Source organism: Prevotella sp. ne3005 (assembly GCF_900110085.1).
GTDB lineage: Bacteria > Bacteroidota > Bacteroidia > Bacteroidales > Bacteroidaceae > Prevotella.
Window position 1 is genome coordinate 40,866 of the sequence record NZ_FOCK01000001.1, and the last position, 21,750, is coordinate 62,615.

The window sequence follows — 21,750 nt, forward strand, 5'->3', positions numbered from 1 at the left end:
AAAATATTGAGCAAAATGTTTTTATATGTACACTAAACAGCCAGATGATGCTCTGTCATGGATGCAGCGTAAATCCAAGAACCAGGTAAGCTTTCTGTGAACAAGGATTGGCCACGACCTGTCCGAAGACAGGAATCGAGAACGAGTCAGTCACCTTGATATCCTTCGTTGCCTTCAAGGCGAGGTTGGTGACGGCAAAACCTTCTGTTCCGTAGAATGTGGTGGCGAAGGGGACGACACCAGCCGTAGCAGTCCAGTCACATGTGGCAAGTTTGAATGGGACATTAGCCTCAAGATAACTGCTATAGGCCCGATTGCCGTCCTTGTTTTCACCATCGTTGCCCGCGAAGTTCGTGAACCACTGCAGCGAGACCACTCCAAAATCGTAGCCGATGTTAGCCTCGAATATATGGTTGGTGCCGTGGGCATCATACTTGAAATAGCGAGCATCAGGATCGAGTCCAACGCTGAACCAATAATCCGTGATGCCGATATTGAATCCACCTACCGAATAACCGAGGGTCAGGTCGAATTCCTTCGTGTCGTCAGGATTTGTCAATCCGTAACTGCCCCAGGCTGTCAGGCTCAGGCCTTTATAGCCAATGCCGAGCGTTGGCTGAACAGCGGTACTTCCAGCATCCAAACCACGCCAGATGTAACTGCTGACGATATCACCCGCTATCGTTGTCTCTACTTTTTCCGTTTCTTCTGCAAGGGTGCTGGCACTCATCGCCAGCCCCATCGCAAACAATAATATCTTTTTCATACCTTTTTACTTTTTTACCTTTTTACCTTTAGTTATAGCAAGCCTCTCCATGCTCGTAGATGTCGAGACCTTCCTCCTCTACACGCTTGCCTACACGCAGACCATGAAGCTTCTTGATGCCATAGAACAGGACGAAACCACAGACAGCAGCCCAGAGGTCGATTACGAGGATACCAAACACCTGTGCGCCAAAGAAGCCCCAACCAAAACCGTAGCATGCGCCATTGGTGGTTGACAACAGACCTGTCATCAGAGTGCCAAGGATACCGCATATACCATGTACCGACGAAGCACCTACGGGGTCATCGATGTGCAGCACGTGATCCACAAACTCAATGGCATAGACCAATACAAGACCACAGACAAGGCCAATGACGACTGCACCAAAGGGCGATACGAGGTCACAACCAGCGGTGATACCCACCAGACCAGCCAATACGCCGTTGAGCGTCAGAGAGAGGGAGGGCTTGCCATATTTAATATAGGTGAGGAACATCGTGGCCACACCACCTGCTGCAGCAGCGAGATTCGTGGTCAGGAACACGTGAGAGATAGCCACACGGTTCACCTCGCCAGAGGCTGCCAACTGCGAGCCCGGGTTGAAGCCAAACCATCCCAGCCAGAGGATGAACACACCCAGAGCAGCCATCGTCAGATTGTGACCAGGAATAGCGCGACTCTTACCATCCTTGCTATACTTACCAATACGGGGACCAAGGGCCATGGCACCAATCAGGGCCAGTACACCACCCACGCTATGTACGATAGCAGAACCAGCGAAATCGTGGAACACATCACCAAAGGTTGACATCATAAAGCCATCAGCAGCATCACTGCAGAGCCAGCCACCACCCCAGGTCCAGTGACCCTCGATGGGATAGATGAACAGTGAGATGACCGCACTATAGATAAGGTACATCGAGAACTTGGTACGTTCTGCCATTGCACCACTCACGATGGTGGCAGAGGTGGCACAGAAGACGGTCTCGAAAATCAAGAAACCCTCTACGGGCAGATCGCCCTTATAGAAACTCAGGTCGCCCCAGTTTGGCGCACCTATAAAACCTGCACCCTCACTTCCAAACATAAAGCCGAAGCCCAGAAAGAAAAACAAGAGTGAGCCGAACATGAAGTCTACGAAGTTCTTCATCAAGATGTTAGCCGTGTTTTTACTACGCGTAAATCCCGCTTCACACAGCGCAAAGCCCGGCTGCATCCAGAAAACCAACATGGCTGCCAATAGCATCCATACAGTATCGAGTGATAATCCTATTTCATTCATAATTCTTACATTTTTTCATTATTTCATTCTTTCATTTTTTCATTACTTCTTGTCTCTCAGCACGGTATCGCCATGCTCACCAGTGCGGATGCTCCAAGTATCGATGACGTCGCTCACGAAGATACGACCATCGCCAATCTCACCCGTATGGGCCACATCGAGAAGTACCTTGATAGTTGGATCGAGTATCACGTCACGACATACAATCGTAATGGCCACACGCTCAATCACATCCGTAGAATATTGTACGCCACGGTATATCCTTTCCTGACGACTCTGGCCGATGCCATGCACGTCGTGGTACTCAAACCAGTCGATGTCAGATGAGAGCAAGGCCTCCTTGACCTCCTCAAACTTTGTCTTCCTGATAATTGCTTCAATCTTTTTCATACCTTTTTACCTTTTTAATAATAAATAAATCATATCATCTCGAAAGCTTTCGAGTGCAAAGGTACGGAGTTTTTCAGGAAAGAAATGCATAAATTTTCAACTTTAAACCAAAAATCTTATGCAAAATGACAAAGTGTAAGCTATCATGCTTTAATTGGAATATAATACTATCTTTTTGTCACGAAAATAATTAGATTTAAGACAAAATGATATTTGTGTGCGAAAATCAACGAAATTTCTGCTACAATAACAATAATTTTAATAACTTTTTGAATTTCGGCAGCAACATATCACGCAACTCCGCTAAGTAGCGTGAGGCGCCTGAACTTAATCAGGCGCCCCTTGCTTACGTTTGAATAAACGCCGTCCTTCTGCGATTCTCCTTCGGCCGCACGGCAAAATGAATCCAATAATTGCCTTTGGACGAACGTTCGATAAACAGCTCATCGTAATCCCGCTTCGTGCCGTCTGCGATATCCAGTAGGATACACGCATACCGAATCGCCTGCTCGATACCCGCACATCGTATATCCACCGCACACCCCGTCAGATGGTTACTCGTGGGCGAGCCTCCCACCGCCTTATTCACCTCCGGCGATCTATACCCGCTCGTGATGATGATGGGCTCGTCACCCTTACAATCCCCTACTCCTTCGTAAATGAGATTATAATTCTCGCGGAGCTCCTCCAACCAATTCTCACAGAGATTCTTCAGATTCTCAATCGCCACACGGCTGGGAATATTTTCTCCCGCCGTTTTTACACTCGTCTTCGTAACCTCCCCGAGTGTAAAGTGAGGCGATAAGCGAAGGCCATCAAGCTTGCTTGAATGGCTGAGCGCAGCCTCACTCGGCGAAGCCAAGTGCTCGGAGAGGTGCATCGTTTTATTCAATTCTACTTTTTCCATTTTCAAAATCGTTTTGCAATTTTGCAATTTGGGACTTGGGGACATTAAATACTACCTATTTTCTTGTACTTGAAATGTTGATGCCCATCCTCCACAAACAACTCACTTACTTCAATTATCTTATCATCTACCAGACGTTTTATCTTACTGTTCACTCCACTTTCGTTCTTATACCCGAAGCACTTCATAACGTCTTCTCTGGTGAAGATTTCTGGCAGACGATTAAAGCCTTCCACAGATTTCTGATGGTGGCGCTTTCCGCTCACCTGCACATCGTTGTTCATGTCATCGAAATACTTCTCGGCCATTACCCCGAAAAAATGCTGCTGCGTGGCGTACTGGATGCGGGCAATCAGCTCGCAGAGCTTCCAGTCGGTCTCGTCCACCTCGTACTCACCTGTCCAGTAATTGCCATCTTTATGCAGACTGCTCCAGTGGCGCATATCTACGAAAGGCGCTGCGTAGTTCAGTCCGTGGTAGGCCACGCGCTTCAGCATCAGCTCGTTGGCCTCAGAGTTATCCTCAGCGCAGTCTGCCATGCGATTCTTCGTCCACTCCCACAGGTGTCTTACCAGAGGCTTTACAGGCAACAGCCCCGTACGCTTGTCGAGTTTAAAGGCCCAGTCCTTCATGCGTTTCAGTCGCTCCCAGTCCACATGCTCTTCGTCCTCATAGTCCAGCATCTCGAAGTTCGTCTTGGGCATGGGCAGCACAGCCAGTCGCGTGCTTAGACCACTACCGAAGTTCTTCTCCGTCACCTTCTTCTTCAGGGCTATGGGTGTACCCGTGTAGATGAAGTTCCAGGTTACGTCGAAGCTGTCAATGGGCGAATCCAGATTCATGTACATCTGTCCGTCTTCCTCGTTGTGGAAGGCTTTCAGCTCCATCGAGAGCTTATTGATCCACGATCCCCCACTCTGCAGCGTGATGCTGTTGTCCAGCTCTGTGTCAAAGGTGAACATGTGTAGCTGGATCTCCTTGCCATTCACATTCTCCTTGGCGTTGATCATGTCTGTGATAAACTGTCCGTTGGCCGTTCTGGCAGGGTGAATACGGATGGTCACCTTGGGCTTGTCCTTACCCTCCTTGTTGGCAGCCTTCTTCTTCGTGGAGTTCTTATAGTCGTTGAGCGCCTTCTTACCCGCCTTGTCAGCTTCCACCATGGGCTCTGCCAGAATCTTATACAGATCGTCGGCCATCGACTTGCCACTGGCGGGGTGACCAATCACAAACAACGAGCAGTTCAGTCTGCGCTCCTTCTGAGGCTTGTGGTAGAATCGGTACCAGCAGCGCGTCATCAGCGTCATCAGGATGCCGCCAGCGGTAAACAGGGCTGCAGGATACTGCGTAGGTTTCAGCCCCGCACACACATCCTTCAGTAAAGGAAAGTCATCCCACAGTGCCCTTATCTCACCGCCCCAGGCTTCCAGCTGCTTCACCATGGCATCCTCTGACTTCAACCCATCCGCAGCCTTCGTCGCAAGAAGCTGCTTGTACGACATTCCGGCAACTTTCTCGATGGCCTCCTGCATAGCCTTGCTGGGGTAAGGCTGCGAGGTGTCCCCTTCCCGCTTCGACATCTGCTGGGCTGCACTCTCCACCGTCTGCGCCACGTTCTCATTGCGCCCTTCAATGATCTCCTGCACCCACGGCTGGGCTTCGACGATTCGTTGTACCAGGGTCTTATCTCCGTCGAGCATGACCATGAGGTCTGTGGCCAGCTTAAGAGACTCTGTGTGCCTGTTCTTGTCGTGTTCACAGGGCAGCTTGTCAGCATAGCGCTGATCAATAATACTTTGTAAATCATACCCTCTCCAAGCTGCGCTCAGTGTATCTGACGAAACATCCACCTTCCGCTCATTCCCAACCCTTTGTTGAGCATTCTTACCGGCCACAGCAGCAGTCTTAACAGAAGCACTACGCCCAGCCCGATACTCAGGCTCATATTTCTCAATAAAATCTTTGTCTGGTTCATCTTCATATAGTTCTTTTAAGTTGTCATATAAAAAATTTTCATCAGAGGTCAGAAAAGAACCCCTACTGGAATCCTTACAACTGCCATCTGGCTCCACCTCAATGCCGTCAACGCACAGCTGCTTGCACATCCATAGCTGGTTGTCGATAAGGTTTCCGCGCGATGCTTCGCAGCGGAATACCACCCTGAGACCCATCCTGGGCGTGAGATAAATAAAGTAGATCTTCAGTGCCTTGAAATCCACTTTCTCTTCCCAGCGTTTATAGATGGCCATAGCGTCGTCCACATTGTCAAGATCGATGGCTACAAGACCCGACAGGTGCACATACTTCTGTTTGCGCCAAGGCCCTTTCTTCTTGGTCTTCGTCTTCTTGTCTGTAACCTCCGACGTGTCATACCCACTTGCACTGAAGTTGATAAATGGGTGCTTACCTTTCTGATCTTCCGAAAACAGCAGCAGCTTCTGCTTGTCACTCTTTTTCATAAAGGCATCGCCTCTATCTTTGGTCTCATTCTTACAGAAATCCTTGAATCGCTTATCAAACCATTGTGGCACCTCTGCAGGCAGTCCCTCTTTGGCATATTTGATGGCTTGGCGACAGCTGGCAGTCAACAGTTTCGTCTCTTGATCGGCGGCCAGCGCCCTGAGTTTTACCTCAGGGCAGGCCAACGAATAGATTCCTCTTTTATTTCTCTGGAAACAAATCTTCATATTATAAGCTTTGTAAGTCCGTAATATAGAAGGCATTCTCATGACGCGTCTGATGGTTCTGGTCTTCCCATGTACGATGTTTCCAGAATCCCTTCACGATATAAGGCATCCCCTGATGGAACTGCGTGTCTCGGTTCTTCGAAGCCAGCTCGCCCGTCATCTCACCATAGATCACGTCGCCACCACGCTTCATAACCACCCCACGGCTCTTGAAGTATTCAGAACTGCCGTCCTGCTTCTGATACTGGCGCTCAGAGTATGCGCCCACCTCAACGATTGTTACTAAATTCTCCATTATAGTTTTACCTTTTTACTTTTTTACCTTTTTACTTTTTTACCTTTTTACTTTTTAGTTACACCCTCTCTATAATCTCATACTCAATCAGGGCGTTCTTGGCATCACGGGTGTGATCGTCCAACAAGCCCAGTACTCTGGCTGTGCCCACATCGTCGGGGAAGCTTGCAAAAACTTTCACGCGAGTCAGCGACTTCTTCACCCAGCCCCATGGCAACTTCTTCACCAGCATGTCTTTTGGCTTACTGTATCTCTTGCGATTAAACGCATTCAGGTCGCCCATACCCTTACAGGTGTCAAAACCTACTGTTCCTTCCACTCTCAGCCCCATTTGCATACGGGCAAAACTCTTGTCGTCTACTAATACTTGTATAATATTCATATTATTTTATTGAATTTGTTTATGCTTCCCAGTACTCTCGCTCCATCCAGCTCTGGAGGTAACCCAGCGGCAGACTGTACATGCCGTCCTGCCAGGTCTTGTAACCATACTTCTCGATGATTGTCATGGCCTCTTTCTGGAACTTCATCACCACCATCATACAATGGTCATGGCTCTTCACGTGATGTCCCTTTGCTGGTAAGAGTTTCTGGGCCAGCTGATTGATTTCTCTGGCGCAGGCCACGAGATTATCAGGATAATCATGATTGATAAAACCAATAATCATGTCGCAGATGTTGCCCAGCTCCAGTTCTGCAATTGAGAATTTATTTTCCAACAGAATCTCGTGGTCGCTTGCATCCTTAAATCCTATGTAGAGCTTTTTCAGATACTCCAGGCAATTCTCCACATCCATTTCCTCATGAGGATGGAGGCCCGCAATACACTCTGCCAGATGGTCCTGCATGGGTTCTTCGCGTCCCACAACCTTTTCAATCTCTCTCAGCCTGATCTGCTCCATACTCATAACCAGACATCTCAGGCTGTTTGCCAATAATACTTTTGCTTCGTACGTATTCATAATCTTTAATCTTTTTATTGTTACCATCAGCGTTCAGCGGTCCGGACTTTCACTTACTTGCTGAAATCGTCTGCGAAATTAGGGGTATTTTTTGAGATGCTGAAGTGGAAAAACAACAAAAACCCCTCACTGTCAGGCGACAATGAGAGGAATGAGAAAGAATGAGAAAGAATGAGATTCTACGATGAGAAGAATGAGAGCCTATTCATCAGTTTTTCTGCTATAAGGGATGGTGGAACCAAGTTTGCGCCCCATGTCTTCACACATCTTCTTGTCATTGATATATAAGTATGGCCAGACCATATATCCCTCCTTGGGAATCCGTTTGTATTTGTCAGCCATACCATTGGCCAGGGCTTTAATCTCCCCTTCATCTATAGTAATGATACCCCAAGCTATCAACGACTTGATAAAAGCAGTGTGGGTATTTCTCTTCTTAATCAGGTTATGGTCGTAGAGCGTTATCTCTATCAGAGTCAGGTTAACGGCAGAACCCAGATAATATTCATTCACCAGATTCTGAACCAAATCGCGTACAAACCCACTCGTATTCTTGAAGCAATTGCCAGCCACATCCTCGCAGGCCTGATCCTGAGGCGCCTGCATCTCCACCTGTCCTGCAGAATTATCCAATAGCTTCATCATATCCTGACGAACCAAGTAAAGCAAATAGTCATGCTCATAGATAGCAACAAATTGCTCGGGGGTGAACTTGTCAGAATGCTTGTAGAGGTAAGAGCCAAGGCTATCATAGTCGACATTCAGGATTGAGTCATTGCTCCACGTAACATGGCGATGATATTTAACGCAAAGCTTATCAAAATCGGCAGGTAGTTTTCCTTTATAGTTTTCAGGAAGATTCTCAGTGACCCTCCTTACATCCACGCCTGCATATTCCAATGGAATAGTATCATCGTCGTAGTTCATGATTCCCGCAATCAAGGCATCTGCCACCACTTGTGCCTGTAAAGTCTTCAGTTTTTGAAGGGTTATGGGATAGTAGTCCATCTTCATTTTCATGTACTTCTTCCTTACAGTCAGCTCGTCCAGTTCCTTCTTCCTCGACTGGTAATAAGTGGCATACGCTTCCGGGTACAGTTCCAAAGTCATTTCTTCGATTGCTTTAAGATGATCATTCATCTCTTCGTATTCAGCATTCAGTGGGCAGATAAAATCCTTTATCTCCTTAATGTCATACCCCACTATAGAGAAATTGATGCGCATATCTGCCAGCTTCTTATTGCCATACTTTAGCAGATCATCCTCCACGGCACTTCCCTTAAGTTGCCGATGCTTCTCATTCTTCCAGAAGCTGAAGGGGAAGGGTTCAGTTACCACGCCCTTTTCCAGCTCCTCCTGACAAGACCTTAACTGTCTGTTAATATCCGCCAGGATTGTCAGCATCCACATGGAGCATCTTGCCACTTCCTCAAGAGAGCTTGTATTGGGATATACGCCATACGACTCCAACGCTTCATCTACCCTACGAATATGAGTTACTAAACGCATGTTTTCTTAACCTCCTTTCTCAGATTTAAGGTTACAAACTTCCAGAAATTGCGGAAACCCAGGATACATGATGCAACTGAGGTTTCCTTGCGTCGGGAGGGCAAAGCCCCTCCATAATAATAGTAGTTCTTTTTCATTTTGTTTATGGGTTTATTAATATTATTGTCCTCGGACTGATACAACAATCACGAGGGTGTTTCCTACATTATATATAAAGAAAGCGTGAGGTTTGCGATCACCCGACTGGTATGGTTGCGGACCACCAATAACGAGAAACCACCTAACTCACGCTCCAGATAGGAACGTAAGAAAGGCAGTTGAATTCTCGTTAATTAAATGGTCCGCTTTTGTCGAGTAGGATTCAACTCCAGATGCCCATGAAGGACATCGAAAATGTGAATAACGGATTTCTCCCCGCTATCACGCTGCAAAATTAATAAAACTTCTCGATTATTCCAAAGAATTATGCGTTTTTCGTCATAACAAAAAAAATCCTCCACCACTTAACAGTGACAGAGGATACAAAAATTAAACTATTTTTCAAACCCATACCCAGGAGCCTGACCCCATGACTATGTCCCCTGATTATGCTTCTCCTCACACTCCTTATGAACATGCGAGAAGAAACCAGCATCCTCACCACAATACTTACACTGCCCCATATGCTCACATTATTTAAGAGTATTTTCCAGATCGTCAATAGATGGCAATTCTGATTTTAGTTCTTCAATTACCTTATTTGTTTGATACTCCGCCACGCCCAAAGGCTGAGTCATACCCCGAAGTGCATATTCAACTTTCGTATTATTCTTGGTGCGACACAACAAAAGTCCAATGGTAGGATTGTCTTCAGGCATCTTCACCAGATCATCAATAGCAGAAATATAATAATTTAACTTACTTAAAAATTCAGGTTTAAATTCAACAGCTTTCAGCTCAATTGCCACATAACAATGTAAACGGGTATGATACATCATCAAATCAACCTTGCTATCTTCACCGGCGATATTCAATGGATATTGACGTCCTAAATATGAGAAGCCCCTACCAAGCTCCAATAAGAAATCTGTCACTTTGTTGGCTAATTGGTCTTCCAAGTCTTGTTCCTGTTTCACTTTTGTCATGTCCACAAAACCAAGATTGTAGGGATCTTTAAAGGTAGCTCTTGCCAAATCACTTTTTACAGGAGGTAAGGTTGTGTCGAAATTATTAGGTAATGCCCTTGCTTTCTTGTGATACTCATCGTCTATCTGAGTCAACATGATATCGCGGCTCCATCCCTGAATAGCAGTTTCTGTCATATAAAAGGCTCGCAATGCCAAGTCTTTTACCTTTGGAATCATTGATATATGGTGATACCACGTGATTTGTGCAAGAGGCACTTGCACAAAATTACCATCAGCTGAAACTGTGAATTTTGCAAGTCGTGCTTGCAAAATTGGCATCTCTCGTAATTTTGCAAGTGGCACTTGCAAAAATGGGAAATCTGGATATTCTGCAGCAAAGTTCTTCATATAGCCTAAGTTGCGCGAAGAATAGCCACTATCGCTGCCATATCGTTTCTGCAAATCAACAGAAAGTTGGTCGATGACTTTCGTACCCCATCCCTGTTCCTGCTGTTTCTTAATTATATCATTACCCAGCCACCAATAGTGCTGAAGGGTGGAAGCATTCACTTGCATCACAGCTTTCAGTCGCTGCTTGTCTATTTCCTCGCATAGGTTCTGAAACCATTGCTGATAAACTTTATTGTCGATGTTACTCAGTTCTTGTTTGCTCATATTCATTTTCCATAATCGCCTACAAAGGTAAGCAATTATCTTGAAACCACCTAATTATTCTAGTAAAAACTGGTCCTTCTTAATGGATAAATCTAACACAACATTTTATTTTAATAGATCTTTCAAATTTTTTTTGAATAACAATCATGATCTTCTGCTGACCTCTTTTCTATTTCTCTTTGACTATTTAAATCATAACAACTGAACTTTCGCAAGTGAATATTCATTCATCAAGCGACTAATTTATACATTTGATAGAGTTTATGGAACTTAGGATTGGCATCAATAACTGCAGAAAGCAGCTCGCTGGCATCGGCAGAGATCATCTCTGCGGTTTGCGGCCCTCTTCGCCATGAAGCGAGAAATCGAGGAACAACTGGCTCATGCCATCGCTCAGAAGCAGCGTCAGACATTTGTAACCGAGGATGCATCGAGGTGGCAAACGTCTCCAGGAAGATGGCACCAATCAGAAACAGCCATTCTTTCATAAATTGAAATTTACCTAAAAGAGTTATTCAAACGTTCCATTCTCGTATTCTTGCTGGAATTGTGTACACGTCTTGCCTGTGGCTTTCTTGAAGAACCGCATCAGATGTGAAGGCTCTGAGAAGTGGAAGTCGTAGGCAATCTCGCTGACCGTCTTGTGGCTGAACAACAGTCCGTTCTTGATTTCGGCCAGCAGGCGTTGCTTCAGCAGGACGGTGGCTGGAACACCATATTGCGCCATGACGCTCTGGTTAAGCGTCACCCGGCTGACGTGCATCAGGTCGGCATATTCCTGCACACGCTGCAGGTCGCGGATGTGCTGCTCCATCAGTTCCACAAACAGGAAAGCGTAGTGGTTCTTCGGCAGTTCAAAGGGCAGACTATATGTCTCGGTATAGCGTCGGTTCAAGACGGCCAGCAGATAGTAGAGCACGCTGACGATGATATGGTAGCTGTCGGCTACAGGCTGGCGCAGTTCGCTGCGGATTTTCTTCAGCAGCCGTTCGTATTCCGTCAGTTCGTCGGCTGTTGCCATGAAGTATGGTGGCGTGTCGGTCTGCTGGCAGTACTGCAGGCGATAGACAAAGAACTTGTCGGCAATAAACGTACGCATGAAGTCGTTGCGGAAGATAAGGAAATCGTAGTCGAGGGCATCTTCGTCAATGTGCCATTCCTGCTGCTGGTGGGGCTTCAGGATGAGCACCATGCCATCGCGCAGTTCTATCTTCTGGTAGCCCAGCAACAGATAGCCATTGGCCTTACGGAAGAAGAACATCTCGAAAAAATCGGTCTTGAACACGGGGTATTCCGTCAGCACGCCCCTCCGCTCACTGCCATGGGCGGTGTTGATAAAGAAATCTACACCACATTCCGTCTTGCTGAAAGGCACCTCTACGAGCCTGTATGTTGTTTTTGCCATACCTCTTTATATGATTTCGGCTGCGAAGGTACGAAAAAAGCGTGATTTATCAAAATGGCATAACAACATGTTGTTCTGGTATAGACATCTTTAACATTTCGCCGTACCTTTGCACCCAGAAATCAAAAAAACAGAAAAGAACATGAAGATTCAACAGATTAGAAACGCTACGATTAAGATTGAGTATGCCGGTAAGGTGATGCTGATAGACCCCATGCTGGGCGAAAAGGGCTGTATGCCTCCGTTCCCGTTCTCGCACCATCAGGAATTGCGCAACCCGATTCACGACCTGCCGATGACGGTGGACGAACTATTAAGGGATGTGGACTGCGTGTTGCTGACCCATCTGCACACTGACCACATAGACGATGCCGCTTATGAGCAGCTGCCGAAGGAAATGCTCATCGTCGTGCAGGACGAGCTGGACCGTGAGGTGGTCGTGTCGCATGGGTTCAAGCAGGTGAAAGTGATTGAGGGCGAGATGCAGCTGGGCGATGTTCGTCTGTCGAAGGCTGAGAGCCATCACGGCCACTGGTGGATGCTGCCGAAGGCCGGCCACACCTGCGGCTATGTGTTCCAGCACCCTGCGGAGCCTACGACCTATCTGGCTGGCGACACCATCTGGTATAGTGGTGTGCGTCGCAACCTTGACCGCTGGCAGCCCGATGTGGTGATAGTCAATGCTGGCGGCAACAAGTTTCATGTGGGAGGGCATGTCATCATGCACATTCCCGATGTGCTGAAGACGATGGACTACACACCGAAGGCCACCTTCGTGGCCACCCACCTGGAGGGCGTGAACCACAATCACGTCACCCGTGCCGCACTCCTTCAGGCTGCCAGGGAGCATGGAGTGGCTGGGCGCGTCCACATTCCCGAGGACGGTGAGAGCGTAAATGTCAGCAAGTAAACGAGAGACGATGAGTGTTTGTATCAAAGACCTGATTCAGAACATGAATCTTGTGATTGGCTGTAATATCGGCTGTAGTTATTGCTATGCCCGCAACAATTGTCGTCGCTACCACATTACAGACGATTTCTCTGTGCCGGAATTCTATCCTGGCAAGCTGCGGCTGATGGGCAATCCGAAGCCCCACAACTGGCTGCTGACAGGCATGAGTGACCTCGCGGGGTGGAAAGACGAATGGCGTGAACTGGTGTTCGACAAGATGCGCCAGAACGTGCAGCACCAATATCTGTTTCTCAGTAAACGGCCCGACCTGCTGCACATGTCAGTTACACCCGACAACGGATGGTTTGGAGTCACGGTGACCTCTTCGAAGGAAAAGCAGCGTATCGACCAGTTGCGGGAGAATGTAGGTTCAACTCACCTGCATGTCACCTTCGAGCCGATGTTCAACGATATTGGAGAGGTTGACTTGCACGGCATTAGCTGGATTGTGATAGGAACGGAAACGGGTAAGCGCAAGGGCAAGGCCGTGTCGGAAGTCAGTTGGGTGGAGAATTTGACAGAACAGGCACACCGGCTGAACATTCCCGTTTTCATGAAGGAAGACCTCGTTCCCATTATGGGGGAGGCAAATATAGTACAGGAGTTGCCACAGGAATTTAAGGAAGTATTAAAACAACAGGGTTATGATTATAAATGACAAACAAGTGCAGTCGGTGATGACAAAGTCATCGCTGCCTGTGGGCGGTTATTCCGTCAATCCGTACGTGGGCTGTACCCATGCCTGCAAGTACTGTTACGCCTCTTTTATGAAGCGCTTCACAGGTCATACCGAGCCGTGGGGGACTTTCCTCGACGTGAAGTACTGGCCTGCCATAACCAATCCGCACAAGTACGACGGCGAGCGCATCGTCATCGGTTCGGTGACAGACGGCTACAACGAGCAGGAGGCAGAATACAAGCGTACCCGTGCACTGCTGGAACAGCTACAGGGTGCCGACTGCGAGATTATCGTCACCACGAAGAGCGACCTCGTGTTGCGTGACCTCGACCTGCTGAAAACGTTCAAGCGCGTCACGGTATCGTGGTCTGTAAACACCCTCGACGAGCAGTTCAAGGAAGCGATGGACGATGCGCCCAGCATCGAGCGACGACTGGCTGCAATGAAGCAGGTCTATGAGTCGGGCATCCGCACCGTCTGCTTCGTGTCACCCATCTTCCCAGGCATTACCGATGTCTTTGCCATCATCGAGCGTGTTAAGGATTATTCTGACCTTGTATGGCTGGAGAACCTGAACCTTCGCGGACAGTTCAAGCCCACCATCATGCAGTACATCCGCGAAGAGCATCCCGACCTGCTACCGCTCTACGACGACATCTACAAGCGCAAGCGCCGTGACTACTGGCAGACGCTCGCCCTGCAGGTGGAAGCCTACACGAAGGAGCACCAGATGCCCTACGTCATCAACGACCTACCCTATGGTCGCTCAGAGTATGGCCATCCCGTCGTGGTCAACTATTTCTACCACGAGGAAATCAGGCTGACGCGATAGCATGACTTCGATTTCAATTATATTGCCGCATACGTACAATACTGCCGTATGCGGTTTTATTTTGCAGCAGATGGGTAGCAGTGGTGTGGCGGATGGTGTGCGGCGACACCCGCTTGTCTCTTACTGACGGCATCCTCTCTGCCAAAGTCTTTGCATGTCTCGTGACCATCTCGTACACACCGAATCGCGTCATTGGCTACTACTGTCTGTTGACAAAGACAAAATCATCAGGTTCTCTTTTGCCTATGAGCGTTCTCAGTTCCTTACGGGTATTGTCCCAAAGCGGGCATCTGCGTTTTTTGTTGCCCTTGCCGGTAATGGTGACAACAGGCAGTCCTTTCCCCTTTGGCATATATAGATCCTGATCTTTCGCAAGTGAATATTCATTCATCAAGCGACTAATAGGGCGAGGTGTTTTAAATCAAGAGTTTGCAGGTATTGGGAATAATTTTCCTGTTTCGAGGGAGGGGAAGTGTGGAGTTTTGCATAACTTTGCAGCCGAATTCATAGGCTAGTTTTAGTTTTCAGTGATGGTACAAGAAGTAAATAACGGCTATAGACATATCTTGCCGATTCAGATTCGATTCAACGACGTGGATAAGTTTGGCCACGTCAACAATACCGTTTATTTTCAGTTCTACGATACGGCCAAGACCGAGTACTTTGCCACCGTTTGCGAGGATGTGGATTGGGAGCGCGTAGCCATTGTGGTAGCGAAGATCGAGGCCGACTTCGTGTCACAGATCAAGGCAGGCAACCATATCGCAGCGCGTACGCGTACGACGAAGATTGGCAATAAGAGTTTCCATCTCGAACAGGACATTATCGATGTTGATACCCTGGAGGTGAAGTGCCGTTGCGCTTCAGTGATGGTGCTCTACGACTTGGAGCATCATCAAACCATGCCCTTCCCAGATGCCTGGCGCCAGGCTATCCGTCAGTACGACGGACTGGAGTGAAATTGTGTAGTACACGAAATTGCAAAATTGCAAAATTGCAAAATTGCAAAAACAAAAATCAATTTGGGTTTTTGGGGGCTTGGCTCGAGGGGATGAGAGTAAGAGATATTATATTTATAGTTATATTAAATATATTATATATATATTATATTATAATATAATATATATATAATATATTCTAAGTGTGGGATTTTGGTGGAACTGAAAAAATCGTTTTGCAATTTTGCAATTTTGCAATTTGGGCACATGCATTACCCTATGTGTCTTCACCAACCAACAAAATATTCTTGACAAAACAACATTCTTACATCACCCACAAAATATGCCTCCAATGAAAGTCGGAGTTTGGTCGGAGGAAAGTGGATGTTTACTCCGAGTAAAGTCCAAGTTTACTCGGAGCAAACCTCAAGCGTGCTATATGGGCCTAAAAAAGGCAGCTCTACGGCTGCCCAAGGTAACGGTAAATAATGTTGACTTCCGACGGAAGAAACGTTCGTCGGCGCTGCGTCGCGAAGCCCTCGAGATCAGGGTAATCGAGCAGCAAACTCTTAAATTTCTGCCAGGCTGAACGCGGCAGAATGTTGGGGAAGTAGCTCTGTGCGAGTTCCATTCGGCCCATTGAAGATAGAAGTTTATTATCCATTGATCTTGTTTTTAATTATGGTACAAAGGTACTAAATTATGGCGAAAATACCAAATTAAAAGAGCAAAATATTTAGTATAAGTACTTATAAGTAATATTAAGTTCATATAACTCATTATAAGTACTTTAGATTGATTATAGAATTTGCATAACTACAAATTATTTCGTACCTTTGTACTCGCAAACAGGAAATGGTACCACCTAGATTGCAAAGAGAGAACAAACAAACTATTTAAAAACAAACTAAAAAAGAAAGGAACAAAATTTTATGGCAAGTGAAGTAATTGCATTTCCAGTGAATCTGAGGAAGAACAAGAACCAGTACAACGCCGGTTACGGCCAGTACTATCCCGAGGCAGACACCAAGGAGCCTCTGAGTCTGAAGGGTTTCGCCAAGCACCTGGCTGAGCACGGAAAGCTCGTAGACTACCCCATGGCGGTGCTCGTGTTGCAGAACATCGTGGCATGTCTGAAGGAGATGGTGATCCAGGGTCAGCCTGTGAAGCTGGATGGCTTCGGCACGTTCTCGCCCAGCATCGAGAGCGACGGCAAGAAGGCGCAGGACACGGTGGAGAAGTCGCTGGCAGTGGGAGTAGACAACCTGATTGCGGGTGTACACCTGCGCTTCGTGCCCGAGAACTCGAAGGGCGAGAAGCTGACCAGTCGCGCGCTGAAAGAGGAGTGTACCTTCAAGGCCGCCTACGTGGTGGAGTCGAAGAAGAAAACCGTCGATGGCAAGGAGCGTACCTACCAGGAGAAGATTCCTATCAGCTCGTTCGCAGTAGCCACTCATCAGGAAGGAGGTGAATGATGACGAAGAAGGAGACGTTGAAGTGGACGCTGCAGATCATAGCGTCGGTAATCACGGCCGTACTCACGGCACTGGGAGCCACCTCGTGCATGGGTATGTAGACAATGGGGGCAGACGATGAAGTTCGTCTGCCCCTTGTCATCCCGACTAAGCTCGAAATGACGGGAGGCGGTCGAAATGACAAAGTGTAAACTATCAAGCGCCAATCACGAGAATTTACTATCAATTTGTTACGAAAACAATCAAAATCAAGGCAAAATGATATTTGTGTGCGAATTCCAACAAAATTAATGTTATAAAAATAATTGTTTTAATAACTTTTTGTATTACCTTTGCACCCGAAATCAGGACAAAAGAAAGATTTAGCAATAATAATATGACAAAAAGTAAACAGCAACTATCAAGCAAAGGATTATACCAACCAGACTACGAGCACGACGCGTGCGGCGTGGGTATGGTAGTGAACATCCATGGAGGCAAGAGCCATGAACTTGTTGACAATGCACTGAAGGTATTGGAAAACATGGAGCACCGTGGTGCTGAGACGCGAGACAAGACGGGCGACGGTGCCGGTATCATGATTCAGATTCCCCATGAGTTTATTTTGTTGCAGGGTATTCCCGTGCCCGAGAAGGGAAAATATGGTACAGGTCTTGTCTTTCTGCCCAAAGAGGAGAAGGCCCAGCAGGAGATCCTGAGTGTGATGATCGAGGAGATTGAGCGAGAAGGCTTGCAACTGATGCACATGCGAACAGTTCCCACAAATCCGGAGGTACTGGGCGCCGCAGCTCGCGAGGTAGAACCTGACATCAAACAGATATTTATCACTGGCGTTACAGACGACAAGGTAGATACCTTCGATCGTACATTATATAAAATAAGGAAAAGGATAGAGAACCGTATCGATGACGAGGATTTCTATATCTGTTCTCTGTCGAACAAGAATATCATCTATAAAGGTATGCTGACCAGCGGACAGTTGCGTCGCTATTTCCCCGATCTGTCGAATGATTACTTTACAAGCGGACTGGCGCTGGTGCACTCCAGATTCTCAACCAACACATTTCCAAAATGGAAACTTGCCCAGCCTTTCCGTCTGTTAGCACACAACGGCGAGATCAACACCATCCGAGGCAACCGCGGTTGGATGAAAGCCCGTGAGAGCGTGCTCAACAGTGAGGCACTGGGCGACATCAAGACCCTGCGCCCGATTGTGCAGGAGGGCATGAGTGACTCTGCCAGTCTGGACAACGTGTTTGAGTTCCTGATGATGAGCGGACTCTCGTTGCCACAGGCCATGGCCATCCTCGTACCTGAGAGTTTCAACGACAAGAACCCCATCAGCGAGGATCTGAAGGCCTTCTACGAGTATCACTCCATCTTGATGGAACCATGGGACGGTCCTGCTGCCCTGCTCTTCAGCGATGGCCGTTATGCGGGTGGTATGCTCGACAGGAACGGTTTGCGCCCCAGCCGTTATACGATTACCAAGAATGGTATGATGGTGGTAGCCTCTGAGGTGGGTGTGATGGACTTCGAACCTGGTGATGTGGTATCGAAAGGTCGCTTGCAGCCAGGCAAGATCCTACTGATTGATACGCAGGAAGGTAAAATCTACTACGACGGCGAGATCAAGGAGCAGTTGGCAAAGGCTCATCCTTATCGGGAGTGGCTCAACGAGAACCGTGTGCAGCTGGAGAAGCTGAAGAGTGGCCGCAAGGTTGATAACGGGGTAAGCAACTACGAGCAGAAGCTCGTCACCTTCGGCTTTGGCCAGGAGGATATCGACAAGACCATCGTTCCCATGGCCACAGCTGGTCAGGAGCCTGTGGCAGCGATGGGTAACGACACCCCGTTGGCTGTCATCTCAGATCGTCCGCAGATACTCTTTAATTATTTCCGTCAGCAGTTTGCGCAGGTCACGAACCCTGCCATCGACCCCATCCGCGAGGAGCTGGTGATGAGTCTCACAGAGTATATCGGGGCGGTAGGTACGAACATCCTGACACCAGATGCCTCTAACTGTAAGATGGTGCGCTTGCCACAACCCGTATTGACCAACACACAACTCGACATATTATGCAATATCCGCTACAAGGGTTTCAACACCAAGAAATTGCCTATTCTCTTCGAGATTCAGAAAGGTGAAGAAGGCCTGCGCCAGGCACTCGACGACCTCTGTAAGAAGGCAGAGGAGAGTGTTGATGAGGGGGTGAACTACATCATCCTGAGCGATCGCGATCTCGACGAGACCCACGCTGCGATTCCAAGTCTGTTGGCTGTCTCTGCTGTCCACCATTATCTGATCAGTGTGGGTAAGCGTGTGCAGACAGCACTGATTGTGGAGAGCGGTGAGATACGTGAGGTGATGCACGCCGCCCTGCTGTTGGGCTACGGTGCCAGTGCCCTCTGTCCTTACATGACCTTCGCCGTGCTCGACGACCTCGTGAAGCGTGGCAAGATTCAGGAGGAGTACGCCACTGCAGAGAAAAACTACATCAAGGCGGTGGATAAGGGTTTGAAGAAGATCATGTCGAAGATGGGTATCTCCACCATCCGTTCGTACCGTGGTGCGAAGATTTTTGAGAGCATCGGACTGAGTGAAGACCTGCTGCGCCGCTATTTCGGCACAGAGGTGAGCACCATTGGTGGCATTGGTCTGAAGGAGATTGCACGTGATGCCATTGCCCTGCATGCGACTGCCAAGAATCAAACGCTTTTGCAGAACCAGGGACAGTTTGCCTGGCGTAAGGACGGCATCAAGCACGCCTGGAACCCAGAGACCATCGCCCAGTTGCAGTTGGCTACCCGTCAGGGCAACTACGACAAGTTCAAGGCTTGGGCCAAGATTGTCGATGAGAAAGAATCACCTATCTTCATCCGCGATTTCTTCGGCTTCAAGAAGGCTGCCCAACCCACACCTATCAATGAGGTGGAGCCCGTGGAGAGCATCGTGAAGCACTTCGTAACAGGTGCGATGTCGTTTGGTGCACTGAGCATCGAGGCCCACGAGGCACTGGCTCTGGCAATGAACAAGCTGGGTGCCCGTAGCAACACTGGTGAGGGTGGTGAGGACAATGCCCGTTATCATACAGAGGTGGATGGTGTAAGCCTCTCCAGTAAGACCAAGCAGATTGCCAGTGGACGTTTTGGTGTCACAGCCGAGTACCTGGTGAATGCTGAGGAGATACAGATTAAGGTGGCACAGGGCGCAAAGCCTGGTGAGGGAGGACAGTTGCCAGGCTTCAAGGTCAACGAGATCATCGCCAAGACGCGTAATGCCATCCCAGGCATCTCGCTCATCTCTCCCCCGCCCCATCACGACATCTATTCGATTGAGGATCTGGCACAGCTCATCTTCGACTTGAAGAATATCAACCCGACAGCTGCTGTCAGCGTGAAACTGGTAGCAGAGAGTGGCGTGGGAACCATTGCCGCTGGTGTGGCTAAGGCTAAGGCCGACCTCATCGTGATCTCTGGTGCCGAGGGTGGTACTGGTGCCTCACCTGCTTCGAGCATGCGATTCGCAGGTATCTCTCCTGAGATCGGACTGGCAGAGACGCAGCAGACGCTAGTACGCAACGGTTTGAGAAATCAGGTACGCCTTCAAACGGATGGTCAGTTGAAGACCGCCAAGGATGTCATCATCATGGCAATGCTCGGTGCCGACGAGTTCTCGTTTGGAACGCTGCCCTTGATTGTGCTGGGCTGTGTGATGATGCGCAAGTGTAACACCAATACCTGTCCGATGGGTGTGGCAACTCAGAACCCCGAGTTGCGTAAGCACTTCGAAGGTCGCGCAGAGTATGTAGTCAACTACTTCACCTTCCTCGCAGAACAGGTGCGTGAATACCTCGCAGAGATCGGTGTGAAGAGTCTGAAAGAGATTATCGGACACACGGAGCTGATCGAGGTGAAAACGGAACATGCTACTGAGAAACAGCAGACCATCGACTTTGCCCGTCTGCTGCATAAGCCCGAGACAGACAAGAACCTCTACTGGGATCGTGGCGCCTACACCAAGGTAACAGGTGTAAAGGACGAGGAGATCATACGCGCTGCCCAGAAGGCTATCGACGATCAGGAGGAGATCACCCTCGACTACGCCATCAAGAATACCGATCGTGCCGTGGGTACGATGCTGAGTGGTGTCATCGCCAAGAAATATGGTGAGGCAGGACTTCCTGACGGTACCATCAAGATCAAGTTCAAGGGCTCGGCAGGTCAGTCGTTTGGAGCCTTTGCCGTGAAGGGGCTCGACATCCGTCTCGAAGGTGAGACCAACGACTACTTCGGTAAGGGACTCTCAGGCGGTCGCATCTCGATTCTTCCCCCAGCACGTAGTGGTGAGGATTTCAAGGCAGAAGACAATATCATCGCTGGTAATACGGGTCTCTATGGCGCCACCTCTGGTGAGCTTTATATCAATGGTAAGGTGGGCGAACGCTTTGGCGTACGCAACTCTGGTGCCATTGCCGTCATTGAGGGTGCAGGCGACCACTGCTGTGAGTATATGACTGGCGGACGTGTGGTGGTATTAGGCAAGACAGGCCGTAACTTCGCTGCAGGTATGAGTGGTGGTGTGGCATACGTCTATGACCCTGACCACACTTTCGACTACTTCTGTAATATGGATATGGTAGAACTCTCGCTGGTTGAGGACTCCGTATCGCGCAAGGAATTGTTAGAGCTCATCCGTCAGCACTATCTGCACACAGGCTCCGCCCTCGCAGGTCGGATGCTCGACAACTGGCAGCGTTACATCGAGGACTTCATCCAGGTGGTACCTATCGAGTACAAGCGCGTGCTGCAGGAAGAGCAGAACAAAAAGCTGCAGGAGAAGATAGCAAATATCCAGCGCGACTATTAATGTTCAATGTTCAATCATCA

22 protein-coding genes are annotated in these 21,750 nt (G+C 48.3%); 7 read left to right on the forward strand and 15 right to left on the reverse strand.

Features of this window, described 5'->3' with window-relative positions; translation table 11 throughout:
- Positions 1-55: 55 nt before the first annotated feature.
- The 12 genes from BMY16_RS00145 to BMY16_RS00200 all read right to left on the reverse strand — a co-directional run bounded on the left by BMY16_RS00145 (position 56) and on the right by BMY16_RS00200 (position 11,984).
- Entirely contained in the window at positions 56-766 is a 711-nt protein-coding gene (locus BMY16_RS00145) for a TorF family putative porin (protein WP_091838467.1), read from the reverse strand.
- Between the two features lie 28 nt (positions 767-794).
- On the reverse strand, positions 795-2,048 hold the full coding sequence (locus tag BMY16_RS00150; RefSeq protein WP_091838470.1) for an ammonium transporter: 1,254 nt from the start codon (positions 2,046-2,048) through the stop codon (positions 795-797).
- A 42-nt stretch (positions 2,049-2,090) separates the two neighbouring features.
- Positions 2,091-2,438, reverse strand: coding sequence for a P-II family nitrogen regulator (locus BMY16_RS00155; RefSeq protein WP_091838472.1), 348 nt, complete (start codon positions 2,436-2,438; stop codon positions 2,091-2,093).
- Positions 2,439-2,784: 346 nt separating this feature from the next.
- Positions 2,785-3,330 (reverse strand): D-Ala-D-Ala carboxypeptidase family metallohydrolase, encoded by a 546-nt coding sequence (locus BMY16_RS00160; protein ID WP_244512785.1) that lies wholly within the window; start codon positions 3,328-3,330, stop codon positions 2,785-2,787.
- 59 nt (positions 3,331-3,389) lie between these two features.
- The gene (locus tag BMY16_RS00165; protein WP_091838474.1) at positions 3,390-6,032 is read right to left on the reverse strand and encodes a BT4734/BF3469 family protein; all 2,643 of its coding nucleotides are present in this window, start codon (positions 6,030-6,032) and stop codon (positions 3,390-3,392) included.
- Position 6,033: 1 nt separating this feature from the next.
- Complete coding sequence (locus BMY16_RS00170) at positions 6,034-6,327, reverse strand: hypothetical protein (RefSeq protein WP_139207066.1); 294 nt, start codon at positions 6,325-6,327, stop codon at positions 6,034-6,036.
- A gap of 58 nt (positions 6,328-6,385) precedes the next feature.
- Positions 6,386-6,709, reverse strand: coding sequence for a hypothetical protein (locus BMY16_RS00175; RefSeq protein WP_139207067.1), 324 nt, complete (start codon positions 6,707-6,709; stop codon positions 6,386-6,388).
- A gap of 19 nt (positions 6,710-6,728) precedes the next feature.
- Positions 6,729-7,289, reverse strand: a complete 561-nt coding sequence (locus BMY16_RS00180; RefSeq protein ID WP_139207068.1) for a hypothetical protein — start codon at positions 7,287-7,289, stop codon at positions 6,729-6,731.
- Between the two features lie 201 nt (positions 7,290-7,490).
- A complete protein-coding gene (locus BMY16_RS00185) occupies positions 7,491-8,798 on the reverse strand; it encodes a hypothetical protein (protein WP_091838483.1) in 1,308 nt (435 codons plus the stop codon).
- A gap of 671 nt (positions 8,799-9,469) precedes the next feature.
- A complete protein-coding gene (locus tag BMY16_RS00190) occupies positions 9,470-10,579 on the reverse strand; it encodes a PDDEXK nuclease domain-containing protein (protein ID WP_244512788.1) in 1,110 nt (369 codons plus the stop codon).
- A gap of 230 nt (positions 10,580-10,809) precedes the next feature.
- On the reverse strand, positions 10,810-11,067 hold the full coding sequence (locus tag BMY16_RS00195; RefSeq protein WP_091838488.1) for a hypothetical protein: 258 nt from the start codon (positions 11,065-11,067) through the stop codon (positions 10,810-10,812).
- 23 nt (positions 11,068-11,090) lie between these two features.
- Complete coding sequence (locus tag BMY16_RS00200; RefSeq protein WP_024990708.1) at positions 11,091-11,984, reverse strand: helix-turn-helix domain-containing protein; 894 nt, start codon at positions 11,982-11,984, stop codon at positions 11,091-11,093.
- Positions 11,985-12,126: 142 nt separating this feature from the next.
- Here BMY16_RS00200 and BMY16_RS00205 point away from each other — a divergent pair, with 142 nt between their 5' ends.
- From BMY16_RS00205 to BMY16_RS00215, 3 genes are read left to right on the forward strand one after another with little or no spacing between them, the layout of a single operon-like run.
- Positions 12,127-12,894 carry an MBL fold metallo-hydrolase gene (locus BMY16_RS00205; RefSeq protein ID WP_091838490.1) on the forward strand — a complete coding sequence of 256 codons (768 nt, stop codon included), beginning with the start codon at positions 12,127-12,129 and terminating at the stop codon, positions 12,892-12,894.
- A 10-nt stretch (positions 12,895-12,904) separates the two neighbouring features.
- Positions 12,905-13,594 (forward strand): radical SAM mobile pair protein A, encoded by a 690-nt coding sequence (locus BMY16_RS00210; RefSeq protein WP_091838492.1) that lies wholly within the window; start codon positions 12,905-12,907, stop codon positions 13,592-13,594.
- A complete protein-coding gene (locus tag BMY16_RS00215) occupies positions 13,581-14,447 on the forward strand; it encodes a radical SAM mobile pair protein B (protein ID WP_027454042.1) in 867 nt (288 codons plus the stop codon). Before BMY16_RS00210 ends, BMY16_RS00215 begins: the two co-directional genes overlap by 14 nt.
- A gap of 13 nt (positions 14,448-14,460) precedes the next feature.
- Here the strand turns inward: BMY16_RS00215 and BMY16_RS15375 are convergent, their stop codons facing one another.
- Both BMY16_RS15375 and BMY16_RS15380 read right to left on the reverse strand, forming a co-directional pair.
- Positions 14,461-14,616 carry a hypothetical protein gene (locus BMY16_RS15375; RefSeq protein ID WP_170835950.1) on the reverse strand — a complete coding sequence of 52 codons (156 nt, stop codon included), beginning with the start codon at positions 14,614-14,616 and terminating at the stop codon, positions 14,461-14,463.
- A gap of 30 nt (positions 14,617-14,646) precedes the next feature.
- Positions 14,647-14,799: a site-specific integrase gene (locus BMY16_RS15380; protein WP_170835951.1), complete on the reverse strand. Its 153-nt coding sequence runs from the start codon at positions 14,797-14,799 to the stop codon at positions 14,647-14,649.
- Between the two features lie 178 nt (positions 14,800-14,977).
- Between BMY16_RS15380 and BMY16_RS00225 the strand changes: the two genes are divergently transcribed.
- Positions 14,978-15,406 (forward strand): acyl-CoA thioesterase, encoded by a 429-nt coding sequence (locus BMY16_RS00225; protein ID WP_091838498.1) that lies wholly within the window; start codon positions 14,978-14,980, stop codon positions 15,404-15,406.
- Positions 15,407-15,845: 439 nt separating this feature from the next.
- Here BMY16_RS00225 and BMY16_RS15995 read toward each other — a convergent pair whose 3' ends face one another.
- Positions 15,846-16,049 carry a DUF4248 domain-containing protein gene (locus BMY16_RS15995; protein WP_091838500.1) on the reverse strand — a complete coding sequence of 68 codons (204 nt, stop codon included), beginning with the start codon at positions 16,047-16,049 and terminating at the stop codon, positions 15,846-15,848.
- 268 nt (positions 16,050-16,317) lie between these two features.
- On the opposite strand from BMY16_RS15995, the gene BMY16_RS00235 reads away from it, so the two are divergent.
- The 3 genes from BMY16_RS00235 (at position 16,318) to gltB (ending at position 21,730) form a co-directional block, all read left to right on the forward strand.
- On the forward strand, positions 16,318-16,860 hold the full coding sequence (locus BMY16_RS00235; RefSeq protein WP_139207069.1) for an HU family DNA-binding protein: 543 nt from the start codon (positions 16,318-16,320) through the stop codon (positions 16,858-16,860).
- Complete coding sequence (locus BMY16_RS15385) at positions 16,857-16,961, forward strand: smalltalk protein (protein WP_411267755.1); 105 nt, start codon at positions 16,857-16,859, stop codon at positions 16,959-16,961. The genes BMY16_RS00235 and BMY16_RS15385 overlap by 4 nt, the downstream gene beginning before the upstream one ends.
- Before the next feature lie 275 nt (positions 16,962-17,236).
- The gene (gene gltB, locus BMY16_RS00240) at positions 17,237-21,730 is read left to right on the forward strand and encodes a glutamate synthase large subunit (protein ID WP_091838506.1); all 4,494 of its coding nucleotides are present in this window, start codon (positions 17,237-17,239) and stop codon (positions 21,728-21,730) included.
- The last annotated feature ends 20 nt before the right edge of the window (positions 21,731-21,750 follow it).